Source organism: Pseudomonas sp. R4-84, from assembly GCF_054130985.1.
In genome coordinates this window covers 2,586,313-2,603,318 of sequence record NZ_CP096390.1, presented here as the reverse complement: position 1 = coordinate 2,603,318, position 17,006 = coordinate 2,586,313, and the positions used below count along the sequence as shown (strand labels likewise).

11 protein-coding genes are annotated in these 17,006 nt (G+C 59.7%); 6 read left to right on the top strand and 5 right to left on the bottom strand.

Annotation, left to right across the window (positions count from 1 at the left end):
* The first annotated feature begins 1 nt into the window (after nt 1).
* From M1D68_RS11940 to M1D68_RS11915, 6 genes are all read left to right on the top strand, one after another.
* Nucleotides 2–3,181, top strand: coding sequence for an efflux RND transporter permease subunit (locus tag M1D68_RS11940; RefSeq protein ID WP_420766874.1), 3,180 nt, complete (start codon nt 2–4; stop codon nt 3,179–3,181).
* Nucleotides 3,178–4,602, top strand: coding sequence for an efflux transporter outer membrane subunit (locus M1D68_RS11935; RefSeq protein WP_420766873.1), 1,425 nt, complete (start codon nt 3,178–3,180; stop codon nt 4,600–4,602). The genes M1D68_RS11940 and M1D68_RS11935 overlap by 4 nt, the downstream gene beginning before the upstream one ends.
* Before the next feature lie 213 nt (nt 4,603–4,815).
* Complete coding sequence (locus M1D68_RS11930; protein WP_434674893.1) at nt 4,816–5,871, top strand: tetratricopeptide repeat protein; 1,056 nt, start codon at nt 4,816–4,818, stop codon at nt 5,869–5,871.
* A gap of 152 nt (nt 5,872–6,023) precedes the next feature.
* Nucleotides 6,024–7,526: an ATPase domain-containing protein gene (locus tag M1D68_RS11925; protein ID WP_420766871.1), complete on the top strand. Its 1,503-nt coding sequence runs from the start codon at nt 6,024–6,026 to the stop codon at nt 7,524–7,526.
* Complete coding sequence (locus M1D68_RS11920) at nt 7,523–9,193, top strand: response regulator (protein WP_457970470.1); 1,671 nt, start codon at nt 7,523–7,525, stop codon at nt 9,191–9,193. The genes M1D68_RS11925 and M1D68_RS11920 overlap by 4 nt, the downstream gene beginning before the upstream one ends.
* 147 nt (nt 9,194–9,340) lie before the next feature.
* A complete protein-coding gene (locus tag M1D68_RS11915; RefSeq protein WP_434563942.1) occupies nt 9,341–10,231 on the top strand; it encodes a halovibrin HvnA in 891 nt (296 codons plus the stop codon).
* Between the two features lie 14 nt (nt 10,232–10,245).
* On the opposite strand, the gene M1D68_RS11910 is transcribed toward M1D68_RS11915, so the two are convergent.
* Genes M1D68_RS11910 through M1D68_RS11890 form a run of 5 tightly spaced genes read right to left on the bottom strand, consistent with a single transcriptional unit; the run spans nt 10,246 to nt 16,765 of the window.
* Nucleotides 10,246–10,623: a response regulator gene (locus M1D68_RS11910; RefSeq protein ID WP_434563940.1), complete on the bottom strand. Its 378-nt coding sequence runs from the start codon at nt 10,621–10,623 to the stop codon at nt 10,246–10,248.
* Nucleotides 10,616–11,881 (bottom strand): hybrid sensor histidine kinase/response regulator, encoded by a 1,266-nt coding sequence (locus tag M1D68_RS11905; RefSeq protein ID WP_457970468.1) that lies wholly within the window; start codon nt 11,879–11,881, stop codon nt 10,616–10,618. Before M1D68_RS11905 ends, M1D68_RS11910 begins: the two co-directional genes overlap by 8 nt.
* 5 nt (nt 11,882–11,886) lie before the next feature.
* On the bottom strand, nt 11,887–12,474 hold the full coding sequence (locus M1D68_RS11900) for a chemotaxis protein CheB (RefSeq protein WP_420766868.1): 588 nt from the start codon (nt 12,472–12,474) through the stop codon (nt 11,887–11,889).
* Nucleotides 12,471–13,286, bottom strand: coding sequence for a CheR family methyltransferase (locus tag M1D68_RS11895; protein ID WP_420766867.1), 816 nt, complete (start codon nt 13,284–13,286; stop codon nt 12,471–12,473). The genes M1D68_RS11900 and M1D68_RS11895 overlap by 4 nt, the downstream gene beginning before the upstream one ends.
* Nucleotides 13,286–16,765 carry a response regulator gene (locus M1D68_RS11890; RefSeq protein WP_457970466.1) on the bottom strand — a complete coding sequence of 1,160 codons (3,480 nt, stop codon included), beginning with the start codon at nt 16,763–16,765 and terminating at the stop codon, nt 13,286–13,288. The genes M1D68_RS11895 and M1D68_RS11890 overlap by 1 nt, the downstream gene beginning before the upstream one ends.
* Between the last annotated feature and the right edge of the window lie 241 nt (nt 16,766–17,006).

The following is a 17,006-nucleotide window of genomic DNA, read 5'->3' as shown; positions in this document are numbered from 1 at the left end:
GATGAAATTTTCCCAGTTCTTCATTTCGCGGCCGATCTTCGCAGCGGTGCTCTCGCTGTTGATTCTGATCGCCGGCGCTATCTCGCTGTTCCAACTGCCGATCAGCGAATATCCGGAAGTCGTGCCGCCTACCGTAGTGGTGCGCGCTAACTTCCCGGGCGCCAACCCCAAGGTCATCGGCGAAACCGTGGCCGCGCCCCTGGAACAAGCCATTACCGGCGTCGAGAACATGCTGTACATGTCCTCGCAATCCACCGCCGACGGCAAGATCACCCTGACCATCACCTTCGCTCTGGGCACCGACCTGGATAACGCGCAGGTGCAGGTGCAGAACCGTGTCACCCGCACCGAGCCCAAGCTGCCGGAGGAAGTGACCCGCATCGGCATCACGGTGGACAAGGCGTCGCCCGACCTGACGATGGTCGTGCACTTGACCTCGCCGGACAAACGCTACGACATGCTCTACCTGTCCAACTACGCCTTGCTCAACATCAAGGACGAGTTGGCGCGCCTGGGTGGCGTGGGTGATGTGCAGCTGTTCGGCATGGGTGACTATTCCCTGCGGGTCTGGCTGGACCCGAACAAGACCGCTTCGCGCAACCTGACCGCCACCGACGTGGTGACCGCGATTCGTGAGCAGAACCGCCAGGTCGCTGCCGGTGCCCTGGGTGCGCCGCCGGCACCGAATGCCCAGGCCTTCCAGCTCTCGATCAATACCCAAGGCCGCCTGGTCAATGAGGAAGAGTTCGAGAACATCATCATTCGTTCCGGCGCCAACGGTGAAATCACTCGCCTGAAGGACATCGCTCGGGTGGAACTGGGCTCCAGCCAATACGCCCTGCGCTCGCTGCTGGACAATCAGCCGGCGGTGGCAATCCCGATCTTTCAGCGTCCTGGCTCCAATGCCATCCAGATCTCCAACGATGTTCGGGAGAAAATGGACGAGCTGAAGAAAGGCTTCCCGGCCGGCATGGACTACAGCATTGTCTATGACCCGACGATCTTCGTCCGTGGCTCCATCGAAGCGGTGGTGCATACCCTGTTCGAAGCGCTGATCCTTGTGGTGCTGGTGGTCATCCTGTTCCTACAGACCTGGCGCGCCTCGATCATCCCATTGGTGGCCGTACCGGTTTCGCTGATCGGTACCTTCGCGGTCATGCACCTGTTCGGATTCTCCCTCAACGCCCTTTCGCTGTTCGGCCTGGTGTTGGCCATCGGTATCGTGGTGGACGACGCCATCGTGGTGGTGGAGAACGTCGAGCGGAACATCGAACTGGGCCTCACCCCCGTGGAGGCGACAAAGCGCGCCATGGGCGAAGTGACCGGCCCGATCATCGCCACCGCCCTGGTGCTCTGCGCGGTCTTCGTTCCTGCGGCATTCATCAGCGGCCTGACCGGTCAGTTCTATAAGCAGTTCGCCCTGACCATTGCGATCTCCACGGTGATCTCGGCGATCAACTCGTTGACCCTGTCGCCGGCCCTGGCCGCAGTTTTGCTCAAGGGGCATGACGCACCCAAGGACCGTTTCTCCAGATTCCTGGACCGGGTCTTCGGTGGCTGGCTGTTCCGTCCGTTCAACCGCTTCTTCGAACGTGCCAGCCATGGCTACGTGGGTACTGTCGCTCGGGTGATCCGCAGCAGCGGGATTGCCCTGATCGTCTACGCAGGCTTGATGGTGTTGACCTTCTTCGGCTTCTCCAACACGCCGACCGGTTTCGTGCCTGGCCAGGACAAGCAATACCTGGTGGCCTTCGCCCAACTGCCGGACGCCGCGAGCCTGGACCGCACCGAAGATGTGATCAAGCGCATGTCCGACCTGGCCCTCAAGCAGCCTGGCGTGGAAAGCGCCGTGGCCTTCCCTGGCCTGTCGATCAACGGCTTCACCAACAGCCCGAACGCCGGCATCGTGTTCGTGACCCTCAAGCCTTTCGACGAGCGCAAGGACCCGAGCATGTCGGCCGGCGCCATCGCCGGTGCCTTGAACGGCCAGTACTCGGAAATCCAGGAAGCCTACATGGCGATCTTCCCGCCGCCGCCGGTGCAAGGCCTGGGCACGATCGGTGGTTTCCGCCTGCAAATCGAAGACCGGGGCAACCTGGGCTACGACGAGCTGTACAAAGAAACCATGAACATCATCGCCAAGAGCCACAACGTGCCGGAACTGGCCGGATTGTTCACTAGCTACACCGTGAACGTACCCCAGGTCGATGCCGCCATCGACCGTGAAAAAGCCAAGACCCATGGCGTGGCCGTCAGCGACATCTTCGACACCCTCCAGATCTACCTGGGTTCGCTGTATGCCAACGACTTCAACCGTTTCGGCCGCACCTACCAGGTCAATGTCCAGGCCGAGCAGCAGTTCCGTCTCGAATCGGACCAGATCGGCCAACTGAAGGTGCGCAACAACCGTGGCGAGATGATCCCGCTGGCGACCTTCATCAAGGTCAGCGACACCTCGGGGCCTGACCGCGTGATGCACTACAACGGCTTCATCACCGCTGAAATCAACGGCGCCGCCGCCCCTGGCTACAGCTCCGGACAGGCCGAGAAAGCCATCGAGAAACTGCTCAATGACGAACTGCCCAATGGCATGACCTACGAGTGGACCGACCTGACGTACCAGCAGATCCTCTCGGGCAACACTGCGCTGTTCGTGTTCCCGCTCTGCGTATTGCTGGCGTTCCTGGTGCTCGCCGCGCAATACGAAAGTTGGAGCCTGCCATTGGCGGTAATCCTGATCGTACCGATGACGCTGCTGTCGGCAATTACCGGGGTAATTCTGTCCGGTGGCGACAACAACATCTTCACCCAGATTGGCTTGATCGTATTGGTAGGACTTGCCTGTAAGAACGCGATTCTGATCGTCGAGTTCGCCAAGGATAAACAGCTCGAAGGCATGAGCCCGCTGGCGGCGGTCCTGGAAGCGTGCCGCCTGCGTCTGCGGCCGATCCTGATGACCTCCTTCGCCTTCATCATGGGCGTGGTTCCCTTGGTGTTCTCCAGCGGCGCCGGTGCGGAAATGCGTCACGCCATGGGTGTGGCGGTGTTCTCGGGCATGCTCGGCGTGACCTTCTTCGGCCTGCTGCTCACCCCGGTGTTCTACGTACTGATCCGTAATTTCGTCGAGCGCAGCGAGGCCCGCAAAGCGGCCCGGGCCCTGAAACTGGAGGCGCAACAATGAGTTTGAAAGCGTTCCTGCCGAGCCTGCTGGTGCTTGCACTGAGTGCCTGCGCCGTAGGCCCGGACTACAAGGCACCGCAAACGGAGGCGGCGAATATCACCACCGCCACCGACGGCGCCGCCGGCCAGAAGAACTTCGACCGCGCCCGCTTCGAAGGCGTCTGGTGGCAGCAGTTCGACGATCCGACCCTCAACTCGCTGGTGACGCGTTCTCTGGAAGGCAACCGGGAATTGCGCGTGGCCTTCGCCCGCCTGCGGGCTGCCCGGGCGATTCGCGACGACGCCAGCAATGACGCCATGCCGACCATCACCAGCCGCGCCAGCAGCGAACTGGGCAAAGGCCAGAACCCGATGGGGCAGACGGACGATCGGGTCAACTCCGAGCGTTATGACCTGGGCCTGGACATGGCCTGGGAGTTGGACCTGTTCGGACGCATCCAGCGCAACCTGGAAGCGACCGATGCCGACCAGCAGGCCGTCGAAGCCGATCTCTACCAACTGCAGGTGACCATAATCGCCGAGCTGGTGGACGCCTACGGCCAACTGCGTGGCGCGCAGCTTCGGGAGAAAATCGCCCTGGCCAACCTGGAGAACCAGCAGGCGTCCCGCAAGATCACCGAAAGCCTGCGTGATGCCGGCGTCGGCGATCAGCTCGACGTGGTGCGTGCCGACGCCCGCTTGGCCGCGGTGGAAGCCAGCGTGCCGCAACTGCAGGCCGAACAGGCGCGTCAGCGCAACCGCATCGCGACATTGCTGGGCGAGCGCCCGGACAAGCTGAGCGTGGACTTGAGTCCTAAACAGCTGCCAGCCATTGCCAAGGCCCTGCCGATTGGCGATCCGGGCCAATTGTTGCAACGCCGTCCCGATATCCTCAGCGCGGAGCGTCAACTGGCAGCCGCCACGGCGCGCATCGGCGTGGCCAAGGCCGACCTGTTCCCTAGGGTCAGTCTGAGCGGTTTCCTCGGGTTTACCGCCGGACGTGGTTCGCAGATCGGCTCCTCGGCCGCCAACGCCTGGGCGCTGGGCCCGAGCATTACCTGGGCCGCTTTTGACCTGGGCAGCGTGCGGGCTCGCTTACGCGGCGCCAGCGCCGACGCCGACGGAGCACTGGCGAACTATGAACAACAAGTGCTGCTGGCCCTGGAAGAATCGGAAAACGCCTTCAGTGATTACGGCAAACGCCAACAGCGCCTCATCTCGCTGATCCGCCAGAGCGAATCGAGCCGCGCGGCCGCCGACCTGGCCGAGATCCGTTATCGCGAAGGCACCGAGGACTTCCTCGTGCTACTCGACGCCCAACGTGAACGCCTGGCGGCCGAAGACAGTCAGGCCCAGGCCGAAGTGGACCTGTATCGCGGCATTGTCGCGATCTACAAGGCCCTGGGCGGCGGCTGGCAACCGGAAACCGTCGCCAGCAACTGACACCCTTCCCAACCGAGCTCCTTTGGTTGGCCGCAACCAACCAATTGTTTGCCCCGCGCCTCATTCGGACGCGGGGCTTTTTTATGGATGTCAGAATCCATTGTGGGAGCAGGCTCGCACCCGCGGGTCCCTCACCGCGATTACAGGTTTGACTCAAACGCGGACCTGACCGAAGCTTGCGGCATTTCACGCTTCTGGTTATGGATTACCTGCATGTCTTCGTCTCGCCGCTACCTGCTGTTCACGCTTGCGGTTGTCTTGGCAATCGGTCTCGTCGCGATATGGCTGCGCAATGCCACACCGCAGATTCCCGAGGCCATCAAGCGTGGTTACAGCGAAGCATTGGAAAGCGCCCGCAACGGACAGCCAGGGGCGGCGCGGATGCTTTACCAGCAACTGGGACGCCCGGACCTCTCCCCCAAGCGCCGGGTATGGCTGCACGGCGAACTGCCCAACTATCCAAGCCCCCAAGCGTTGAAACTGGCGCAGGCGGATTTACACAGCGAATCGCCGCAGGTCCGCCGCGCGGCGATCGGCAGCATCGTCGGGCTGGTGCCGAACGCCCAGCGCAGCCTGCTGCTCGGCCCGCTCCTGGATGAAAACGACCCGGATGTCCGGTTCGCCGCCGTAAATGCATTGCTGGGGCTGTCACCCGATGAACTCGGGCTTTATTTCGGTGCGATGCAGATCGCCGTCGATACCTGGAAGCAGTCGTTGAACGACAGCCCACCCTCCCCCGAATCCCTCTTTCAGCTTGCCCGGCTGTACAGGCATGACGCCGAACTGGAAAAAGCCCAACAGGCATTGGAGCATCTTCTGCGCCTGCAACCCGACAACCTGCCGGCGCTGGTCATGCAGGTCGATGTGCTGGATAAACAAGGCCAGGGAGAAGCCGCCCGCCAGTTGCTCGCTCGGCAGTTGCAAGCACAGCCGGCATCGGCTTATCTGCAACATGCGCTGGGCATGTGGCTGTTGCAGCACGGCCAGAGTGAATACGCGGTGCTAGGCTTGGCGAAAGCGGTGGAATTGGAGCCTGATAACCGGCAATACCGTTTTGATCTGGCGACTACGCTGCATGAAGAGCAGGAAGTGGAAGCGGCGCAGAAACAGTTGCAGGAAATCGTCCAGCGCTACCCCGCCGACCGCAACGCCCGGGTGTTGCTGATCAACTATTGGAAGGAGACCGGTCAGTTGCAGCATGTCCAGGTGCTGTTGGCCCAGCTGGAACAACTGAACCCCGACGACCCGGCAATACAACAAGGTTTATAGGGCAATAGGCGTATACCGAAAGTTGTGCAACAGTACGCGTTTTGTCAAAGGAAGCGGAACCGCCATGACTGCCGAAGGTCAAGTGTTCAGGCAGTTCATTTCAGGCGCTAACCCGCCAGCTGCCTACTTCCCTAGTCATGAGAGGGTTATTTTTGATTACATCTAACGAGTTGATCAGCGCAAAAGCCGCCACCGGTATCGAAGGGCTGGACGACGTCCTTTCCGGTGGTTTGTCCCGAGGCCATGTGTTCCTACTGGAGGGAGAACCGGGCACTGGCAAAACCACGGTCGCGTTGCACTTCCTGCTAGCCGGCGCAAAGGCCGGCGAGCGCTCGTTGTACATCACGCTATCGGAAACCGAGCGTGAACTGCGCCAGGGCGCAGCCTCCCATGGCTGGACCCTGGATGAAAACATCCATATCTTCGAATTGACCCCGCCCGAGAGCCTGCTCAATGCCGAGCACCAGCAAAGCCTGCTGTATTCCTCGGACCTGGAGCTGGGCGAAGCGACCCGGCAGATCTTCGAAGTGGTCGAGCGCGTCAAGCCGACCCGCGTCGTGCTGGACAGTCTCTCGGAGATCCGCCTCCTGGCGCAGAGTTCCCTGCGCTATCGCCGGCAGATCCTGGCGATCAAGCACTATTTCGTGCGCTACGACGCTACGGTAGTGCTCTTGGATGACCTGACCACCGAGTCCCTGGACAAGACCGTACACAGTGTCGCCCACGGCGTTATCCGCCTTGAAGAACTGACCCCCAGCTACGGTGCCGAGCGGCGTCGGCTGCGGGTGGTCAAGTACCGTGGGCAGAAATACCGTGGCGGCTACCACGACTTCACCATCATGGGCGATGGCGTGCATGTATTCCCTCGCCTGGTGGCCGCCGAACACCGTGGCCAGTACGTGCGCCAGCAACTGTCCAGTGGCATCAAGGAAATGGACGCCCTGCTGGGGGGCGGCATCGAGACCGGCTCCAGCACGCTGATTCTTGGCCCGGCGGGTACCGGCAAATCCTTGATTTCCTTGATTTTCGCGGCGGCAGCGGTGCATCGCGGCGAAAAAGCCGCACTGTTCATTTTCGATGAAGAGCTGGGGCTGCTGTTCGAGCGCATGAAGCACATCGGCATCGACCTGCTGGAACTGCAAAATACCGGGAATCTGCTGATCGAACAGGTCGATGCGGCCGAGCTTTCGCCCGGCGAGTTTTCCCACCGGGTACGCCGTTGCGTCAACGAAGGCGACATCAAGACCGTGGTCATCGACAGCATCAATGGCTATCAGGCCGCCATGCCCGAAGAAAACGCCTTGGTTCTGCACATGCACGAGCTGTTGCTCTACCTCAACCGCAAAGGCGCGGCGACGTTCATGACCGTCGCCCAACACGGCCTGGTGGGGGACATGCAAGCGCCGGTGGACATCACCTACCTGGCCGACACCGTCATCTTATTGCGTTATTTCGAGGCGCTGGGCAAGGTTCGCCGGGCCATTTCCATCATCAAGAAACGCACCGGCAGCCATGAATCCACCATCCGCGAATACCGCATCAACAAGCAGGGCATGACCATCGGTGAACCGCTGGAAGCGTTCCAAGGCGTATTGCGCGGAGTGCCAACCTATATGGGAGCGGGACACCCGTTGCTTGAGGATGATCCCCAGTGACGTCGGGCGAGCCACTGTCCGAGAGGGCGCTGATTCTCGCGCCCCTGGGACGGGACAGCCAGATTGCCCTGATGATTCTCAACGAGGCCGGCTTTAATGGCCTTGTATGCGGTCATCTGGGTCATTTGTGTGAAGAGTTGGAACACGGGGCGGGCCTGCTGGTGATTTCCTCGGAAGCGCTGGTAGGGCCCGACCTGGAGAACCTGCTCCAATACATCGAGCAGCAACCGGCATGGTCCGACCTGCCCATCGTCCTGCTGACGCACCACGGGGGGCCGGAGCACAACCCAGTCGCACGTATCGGCACACAACTGGGTAATGTGACCTTCCTGGAGCGGCCGTTCCACCCGGTGACGCTCGTCAGCCTGGTGACCACCGCCCTGCGCGGCCGCCGAAGGCAATACGAAGCCCGGGACCGCCTGATCGACCTGAGCACCAGCGAACAACGCCTACAGAACACTTTGGAAACGCTGGAACAGCAAGTCGAGGAGCGTACCGCCCAACTGCGTCACAACGAGGAAGCCCTGCGCCAATCGCAGAAAATGGAAGCGGTCGGCCAGCTCACCGGCGGCATCGCCCACGACTTCAACAACATGCTCACCGGCATCATCGGCAGCCTCGAACTGCTGCGTCGACGCCTGGCGCGAGGCCGCACCGAAGATCTCGACAGCCTGATCGACCTGGGCGTGACCTCGGCTAATCGCGCCGCGGGCCTGACCCACCGGCTGCTGGCCTTCTCCCGCCGCCAGTCACTGGATTCCAAGGCCGTGCAGATGAATACCCTGGTGCTATCAATGGGCGAACTGCTTCAGCGCAGCCTCAACGAAAGCATCGCCCTGGAAATGCGCCTCGACGAACACCTATGGATCGCCGAAGCCGACCCCAACCAACTGGAGAGCGCCCTGCTCAACCTGGTCCTCAACGCCCGCGATGCCATGCCCGGCGGCGGCAAGCTGGTGGTACAGACCTTCAATAAATACCTGGACACCGGCTTTACCGATGCCTACAGCAACCTCGAGCCCGGCGACTATGTGGTGTTGAGCGTTCAGGACACCGGTTGCGGCATGCCCGAAGCGGTGATGCATCGCGCGTTCGACCCCTTCTTCACCACCAAGCCCATCGGCCAGGGCACGGGCCTTGGGCTTTCGATGATCTATGGGTTCAGCAAGCAGTCACGCGGACACGTGACCATCGACAGCGAGGTTGGCAACGGCACCACCGTGAATCTCTACCTGCCGCGCTTCATCGGCGAAGAAATGCACGAACCGCAAGTCGTCGTCCCACAGGCGCCTTATGCGCAAGATGGCGAAACCGTATTGATCGTTGAAGATGACCCAGCGGTGCGGGTCCTGGTCAGCGCGGTGCTCAGCGAATTGGGCTACGCCTTCGTCGAGGCCGGCGACGCCAACGGCGCGGTGCCGATCCTGCAATCGAACCAGCGCATCGACCTGCTGATCAGCGACGTGGGGCTGCCCGGCATGAACGGAAGACAACTGGCCGAAATAGGCCGCCAGATCCGCCCTGACCTCAAGGTATTGTTCATCACTGGCTACGCTGAACACGCGGCGGTGCGCGGTGGTTTTCTTGACCCGGGCATGCAAATGATCACCAAGCCGTTTACCTTTGATTTGTTGACGGCGAAGGTGCGGGAGATGATCAAGGTTTAGAAGACGCCGAATATCTTAAATGCCGATCACGCCGATAGATAGCTGTAGGAGTTGTCAGTTATCCGTACGACTTTTTCCTGATTGAATTTTTAACGCAGAACCCTGGGCGACCCGTCCGGGGTATTGATAATGCGTTTGAGGTGGATCATGAAAAAGTTTGGCATATGGGTACTGTTGCTCACGTTGACAGGGAGTGCCGTAGAGCATGCTTTCGCATTGGATTGGCGCCGTTCGGGTGACGCAGTGGCGGCCGATCTGAATCGACGATACCGCGATCTTCGGGTTGACTGCGGCACCGCTTTAAGGCCGAGTTTTCTTTGTACCGGTATAATGCTGCGCTCGACAAAAGGCGGACCCAATTACTTCACTTGGAATCCAAGCCCATACTCGCAACGTAGCGGTGGGGTTTCGTTTTCCTACCTGAGGAAGGATGTGAAATTCCAAGGGTTGGTTTATGGGCAAAACAGCGGTTTCATTTTTTATCCAGACTTGATCAGGGATCCCGCTAGTTTCCACGTGCAAGTCCTATGCGCCTTCCCTATGGACGGAGCAACCAACAACCGGGACAAATCCGGCTGTGGCGCTTACCCTTTCCCGAATGCAACCCAACGCCATCAAAGCCAACGTTGCGAGACATTGGGCATCACCACCGCAGAGCAATGGGTACAGAACCAGAATACCCATAGTGCGCGGTGCGGTTTTGACGTCGATGACCGAACGAACAATGCGAACGCGAAGTCTTTTGCTCAGACCATCCGTGCTCATAACCTCGCCGGGTTTTTCGAGGGAAGCTACGCTTATATCGAGCTCGTTCTCGAAACGTGGCCACAGTATGACAATCCCGTTTCGCTTCCCATCGAGGCTTTTTTCTATACGGAAGGCGGGAAGGCAAACGCCCAGCAGGAGCAATATCACTATTGGAATCAGTCCGGAGGAGAGATTAGGCCGATTATCAAGCTGATACTGCCTGCAATACCTTCTGACGATGCAGTATTCAGTTTCACGGCCAGCGATCAGTGGCGTCTTACTGGGTACTAGTGAAGCGTTTGAAGTCAGGACAACATTTCTTGCATGACTTTCTGCAACACATCCAAGTCAAACGGCTTGTCCAGGATCGGCGCCTTGCGGGTAATGGGGCTATCCGTCTCGCGCACTTCCTGGGCGTAGCCACTGATGAAAATAACCTTCAGGTCCGGACGCAACCTCACCGCCGGCTCAGCGATCTGCACCCCGGAAATACCCCCGGGCAGACGGAAGTCGGTAATCATCATGTCCAGATGAGGCTTGCTCGCCAGGATCTCGAACGCCTGCTCGCCGTTTTCAGCCTGCAGCACCCGATACCCCTCCCCGGAAAGATAGGCCGACAGCACCATCAGGATCGAAGGGTCATCCTCGACGATCAATACAACGTCTTGCGCATCTTCACTCATGAGAAGCCTTTGTTGAATCAATAGCTGCTGATACGACCCTGGGGTCGCTCAGAGGTTGCGTCCGTTCGCCAGTTTTCTGAAAAGGCAGACAAACGCGAAACAACGCCCCTTCGTTGAGGCGGCTGTTGACCGTGATGATGCCGCCGTGGGCGGTGACGATCTGCTCGGAAATGAACAGCCCAAGGCCCAGGCCGGCGGCGGCGGCCTTGGACGACACCCGTTCGAATTGCTGAAAAATACGCTTCTGGTTCTCTTCGCTGATCCCGATCCCGTGGTCCTGGACCTCGATACAGGCATGCTCCGACGTCTGGTAAACGCGCACCTCAATCGGGCTCTTGCAGCCATAGCGCAACGCGTTCGTCAGCAGGTTCGAAACCACCTGCTCGATACGAAACTCATCCCAATGCCCTTCCACCGAAGGTTCGGCGGTACAAGTCACGGTGCATTCGGCGGCACTGATCTGTGGTTGAAAGTTGTGCAGCAAGTTTTGAACCAGCGCCGTCAGATTGAAACGGGTCGGACGGATGGACAACTTGCCGGTGCGGATCCGCGATACGTCCAGCATGTCCTCGATCAAACGGATCAAGCTCTTTATCTGGCGTTCGTCGCGCTCGACCATCGCCTTCACTTTATTCAGGGTGAAGGCGGCGGCGTTGTCCCGCGCCAGGTGCATTTTACGCAACTGCGTTTCCAGGATCAGGCCGTTGAGTGGCGTGCGGACTTCGTGGGCGACGATCGACATGAAGTCATCGCGCATGCGCACGGCCTGCTCCAGCTCGCCGCGAGTGGCTTGCAATTGCTCAAGCAACAGCTCTTGCTCCCGGCGGCTCTGCTCCAGGGCAAGCACTTGCTCCTTCATCGCCTTTCGCTGGCGATAAAGTTCGACGAACACATTGACCTTGCTTTTGACCGCATGGGTATCCAGCGGCTTGTGCAGGAAGTCCACCGCGCCGTTTTCGTAGCCGGTGAACGCGTAGTTGCGCTCCCGGCCGGCCGCGCTGACAAAGATGATCGGGATACTGCGGGTCTTTTCCGTGCCGCGCATCAACTCGGCCAGTTCGAAACCGTTCATGCCCGGCATCTGCACATCGATGATCGCCAAGGCAAAATCATGTTGCAAAAGCAGCGACAGCGCTTCGTCCGCCGACAAGGCCTTGAACACCTCGCGGTCATCGCGCTGGATCAGCGCTTCCAGGGCCAACAGATTCTCAGGCAGATCGTCGACGATCAGCAGTTTGGCTTGAATATCTCTTGGCATTTAGTTCATTCCAGCCCGGCCAGCAATTGGCCGATGCCCTGCAAAGTTAGGATATGGTCAGGCTCGTGCAAGCTAAGGGCCGCTTCAGGCATAGTGCAAACCTGCGCCTCCTTCGGGTCCTGGACGACCGTGATGCCGCCCAGCGCCTTGACCCTGGCCAAGCCTAGGGCGCCATCGCTGTTGGCGCCGGTCAATACCACCGCCAGCAGACGAGGGCCATAGACATCGGCGGCTGACTCGAACAGCACGTCGATCGACGGCCGCGAATGGTGAACCGGCTCTTCGAGGCTCAGCGACAGGCTACGGTCGGCCTCGATCGAGAGGTGATAACCAGGGGTTGCAACGTACAAGGTGCCCGGAAGGATGTCTTGCTTGTCGCGGGCTTCTTCAACGGGTATCGCCAGGCGATGACGCAATACCTGGGCTAACTGACTGTCCCGCTCATCGGGCAAATGCAACACCACCAGCACAGGCAGGCTGAAGCCTTTGCGCAAGTGGCTGAAAATCTTGAGCAACGCTTCGACGCCGCCGGCGGATGCGCCGACGACGACTGCTTCGATCAAGTGGCTGGATCTGTCCGTCAGTGGATTCATAACTTGCGATAGATCCGTTCCTGTTTGACCAGCGGTTCGAACTGCGCACTGAACGCCGAAAAATCCAGCGTCTCCTTGCTCCCCAACACCAGGAACCCACGGTGGCAAAGGGACTCATGAAACAACCCGAAAGCGCGATCTTGCAGCTTTTTATTGAAATAAATCAATACGTTACGACATGAAACTAATTGGGTTTCTGAAAATACGCTATCGGTTGCCAGGCTGTGGTCGGCAAAGGTCACATGCTTGCACAAGGTCTTGTCGAACATCGCGTAATCGTAGGCGGCCGTATAGTAGTCGGCAAACGAACGCTTACCGCCGGCGAGCTGGTAATTCTGGGTGTAGGCCCGGACATTTTCCAGGGAAAAGATGCCCTGCTTGGCTTTTTCCAGGGAGCGCGGGTTGATGTCCGTGGCGTAAATGAACGTACGATCCAGCAACCCTTCTTCTCTTAGCAGGATGGCCATGGAATAGACCTCCTCCCCTGTGCTGCAACCGGCGATCCAGATCTTGATCGACGGGTAGGTCTTGAGCAGCGGCACCACTTCCTCGCGGATGGCAAGGAAATGCGCAGGATCGCGAAACATCTCACTGACAGGGATCGTCAGCAACTGCAGCAGTTGCATGAATGCGCCAGGGTCGTGCAATACACGTTCCTGCAAGGCCGATATGGTCTTGCATTCGAATTGGTTCAACGCATGCAGCACCCGGCGCTTGATAGAAGCGCCGGAGTAGTCGCGAAAGTCGTAGCTGTACTTCAAGTAGATCGCTTCGATCAACAAACGAAGCTCAATGTCTGTGTTTCGTTCCACTAGATTCTTTCCATATTCGGCAACCACACGCGAATCAGTGAGAACAGGCGATCCAGGTCAATCGGCTTGGCCAGGTAATCGTTGGAGCCCGCCGCCAGGCAACGCTCCTGATCATCCTTCATGGCCTTGGCGGTCACGGCGATAATCGGCAATTTGCGCCAGCGGGGGTCCTTGCGGATCAGCGTGGTCGCTTCGAAGCCATCCATCTCGGGCATCATCACATCCATCAGCACCAGGTCGATGTCTTCCACTTCATTCAAGCGATCAATCGCCTCATACCCATTGCGCCCGATCACCACGATCGCCCCCTTGGCCTCCAGGGCGCTGGTCAGAGCGAAGATATTGCGCACATCGTCGTCCACCAACAGCACCTTGCGGCCTTCGAAGACCTTGTCGCGGCTGCGGGCGGTCTGGAGCATGCGCTGTCGTTCATGGGACAACCGGGATTCGACTTTGTGCAGAAAGAGAGTGACTTCGTCCAACAGGCGTTCCGGCGAGCGGGCGCCCTTGATGATGATCGAGCGTGAATATTTGCGCAGCTCCGCTTCCTCATCCCGCGTCAGGTTACGCCCGGTGTAGACGATCACTGGCGGAAATGAACAGATCTCTTCGCTGGACATGCGCTTGAGCAAGTCATTGCCCAGCATGTCCGGCAGCTTGAGGTCGATGATCATGCAGTCGTAGACGTTATTGCGCAGCAGGTCCAGGGCTTGCTGCGCCAGGCCTACGGCGGTGATCTCGATGTCGTCGTCGCCGATCAGACGGGTAATGCTGTCGCGCTGCAAGTCATCGTCTTCGACCAACAGCACGCGTTTGACCTTCTGGGTCAGCTTGGCCTCCAGTCGCGCGAAGACGTCCTTGAGCTCTTCCCGGGTGGTCGGTTTGACGGCGTAACCAATGGCGCCCATGTGCATCGCCGCTTCGACGCGGTCTTCGACGGAAATGACGTGCACCGGGATGTGGCGGGTCTGGGCCTGTTCCTTCAGGCGTTGCAAAACGGTAAGCCCGGAGTGATCCGGCAGGCGCATGTCCAGCAGAATGGCATCGGGACTCAGTTGCAGGGCCAGATCAAAGCCTTCGTCGGCGCCATGGGCCACCAGGCACTGGTAGCCCAGCTCATGGGCGAGGTCGAACAGGATGCGGGCAAACTTGGGTTCGTCCTCGATGACCAGGATGCAACGGGAATCGAACGGCGCCTTGTCCCGGTCGTCGGCGAATTGCGGGAGGGGTGTGTCCACCTCGGCAATCAGCGGCACGGGTGCCGGGGCACGGGTCGTTGCAGGCACGGTTGCGGTCGGGGTAAAGGTCACTGGATTCACCGGATTTTCCCCGGGCTCGACGTAACGCTCCGGCAAGACCAGCGTAAAGACACTGCCCTGCCCTGGCTCGCTGGTCACCGAGATCGAACCGCCCAGCAAGGTCGCCAGGTCTCGGGAGATCGACAGCCCCAGCCCGGTGCCGCCATAGCGGCGGTTGGTGGTGCCATCGGCCTGGCGGAACGCCTCGAAGATACTCTGTTGCTGATCGGCGGCGATGCCGATGCCCGAATCACGCACCATGAAGGCAATGCCCGAGCCCGGCTGGCCGGTTACGGACACCTGGACCGAACCCCGTTCGGTGAACTTCACCGCGTTGGACAGCAGGTTCTTGAGTATCTGTTCGAGGCGCTGGCGGTCGGTGTACAGCATCGACGGCGCGTCCGGCAGCAACTGCACCTCGAAGTCCAGTCCCTTTTCAGCCGTCAACGGCTTGAACGTATCCTGGAGCCCTTCCACCAAACGCGCCACGCTGGTGTTTTCCGGCCGCACTTCCAGCTTGCCGGCCTCGACCTTGGAGATGTCGAGGATGTCATTGATCAGGTTCAGCAAGTCATTTCCGGCGGAGTAGATCGACTCGGCAAACTTCACCTGTTCATCGCTGAGGTTATTGTGAGGGTTCTCCGCCAGCAATTTGGACAGGATCAGCGAACTGTTGAGCGGCGTGCGCAGCTCATGGGACATGTTGGCCAGGAACTCGGACTTGTACTTGCTCGAACGCTGCAGTTCTTCGGCGCGTTCCTGCAATTGGATCTGGGCCAGGTTCAGCTCGCTGTTCTTCTGGTCCATGGCGTCGCGCTGCTCGGCCAGTTGTTCGTTGGTCTGCTCCAGTTCCTGTTGCTGGGCTTCCAGGTGCGCCTGGGATTCCTTCAGGATGCGCGACTGTTCTTCCAGCTCTTCGTTGGCGGTCTTGAGCTCTTCCTGCTGCACTTGCAACTCTTCGTTCAACTGCTGGGTTTCGGCCAGCACTTCTTGCAAGCGTTGACGATAGCGGGCCGCTTCGATGGACGTGCCGATGTTCCCGGCCACCAGCTCCAGCAGCTCGATGTCGCGCGCGGTCAACGGCCGCAGGAAGCCCAGTTCAACGACACCATTGATGCGGTCATCGTCACGGGTCGGCACCACCAGCACGCAGTTGGGCAGTCCCTCGCCGAGCCCGGAGCTGACCTTGAGATAATCCTGGGGCACATCGTCCAGCCGGATAAGACGCCCCTGCCGCACGGCCTGCCCGGCGATGCCCTCGCCATCGATGATGACCTGCTGGAGTTCGTCATCCTCCTTGGACATGCCATAGGTGGCGATACGCCGTAGCGTGCCGTTTTCTTCCCGTGCATAAAGGGCGGCGACCACGGTGCCCAGGTACTGGGCACAAAACTGCAAGATGTTGCGCCCCAGCAGATTCAAGCTCAACTGACCGAGGACCTGTTCCGCCAACTGGGTCTGGCCATTGCGCAACCAGGCCTGTTTCTCCAGGTGCAAGGCACTCTCCTGCTGGACTTTCAGGCTGGCGCTGTAGTTGCCAGACAGTGTCAGGAGATCCCGACGGCCAACATAGGCCAGCAGCCCACTGACTGCGGCGACGAACAGCAGATACAGCGCGATGCTCCAGACCGTGGTGGTGCGCACCTGTTCGTTACGTTCGGCGCGCAGTTGTTGCTCGGTCTCGACGACATCCTCGAAGGTCTTGCGTATTTCGTCGGTCAACCGCTTGCCCCGCCCGGCCTTGAGCGCACCGCGATAGTCGCCGCCGCTGCGATGAAGATCGATCATGCCTTGGGCGTAATTGGCCCATTCCACCTGGAGTGCCTCGATCCGGCGCAAGCGGTCGGTCTGTACCGGATTATCGGCTGTCAGTTCCAACAATGTGTCCAGTGCCACCGCAATCCGGGGCTTGGCCACTTCATAGGGGTCGAGGAAGTGCTCGTCGCCACTCAGCAGGAACCCGCGCATGCCTGTTTCCAGGTCAACGCTCAGCTTCAGCGCTTCGTTGGCGTTATTGATCACCCGGTCGGTGTGCCCGACCCATTGGATCACCGAGAGAAGGTAGGTGATCAGCACGATGAAAAACACCGCGCTGAGCGCACCGATGCCCAAGGGGAGGCTGATGTTACGGCTCAGAAGCTTGCGAAAACTTTGTTCGTCGACCGAAGACGAAGGAGTCATGGAAAAGGCCTTGGTGAGCAGTTGAAAATCATGGAGTTTGCCCAAAAATACGGACTGGATCCACATTTCTGACGATTCAAGGTCGCAAATCCAAGGCGCTGTACCCCGGTTGTAAGGATGCGACTATCCTTGTCAGCTCTTGTACTATAGATCCTTTCTTGTACAGCTTCGGGAACTTGTGCCGCCTCTCGACTTACTCATGCATTACGGCCGGTTATTACCAAGCCCTTACGATTCCACC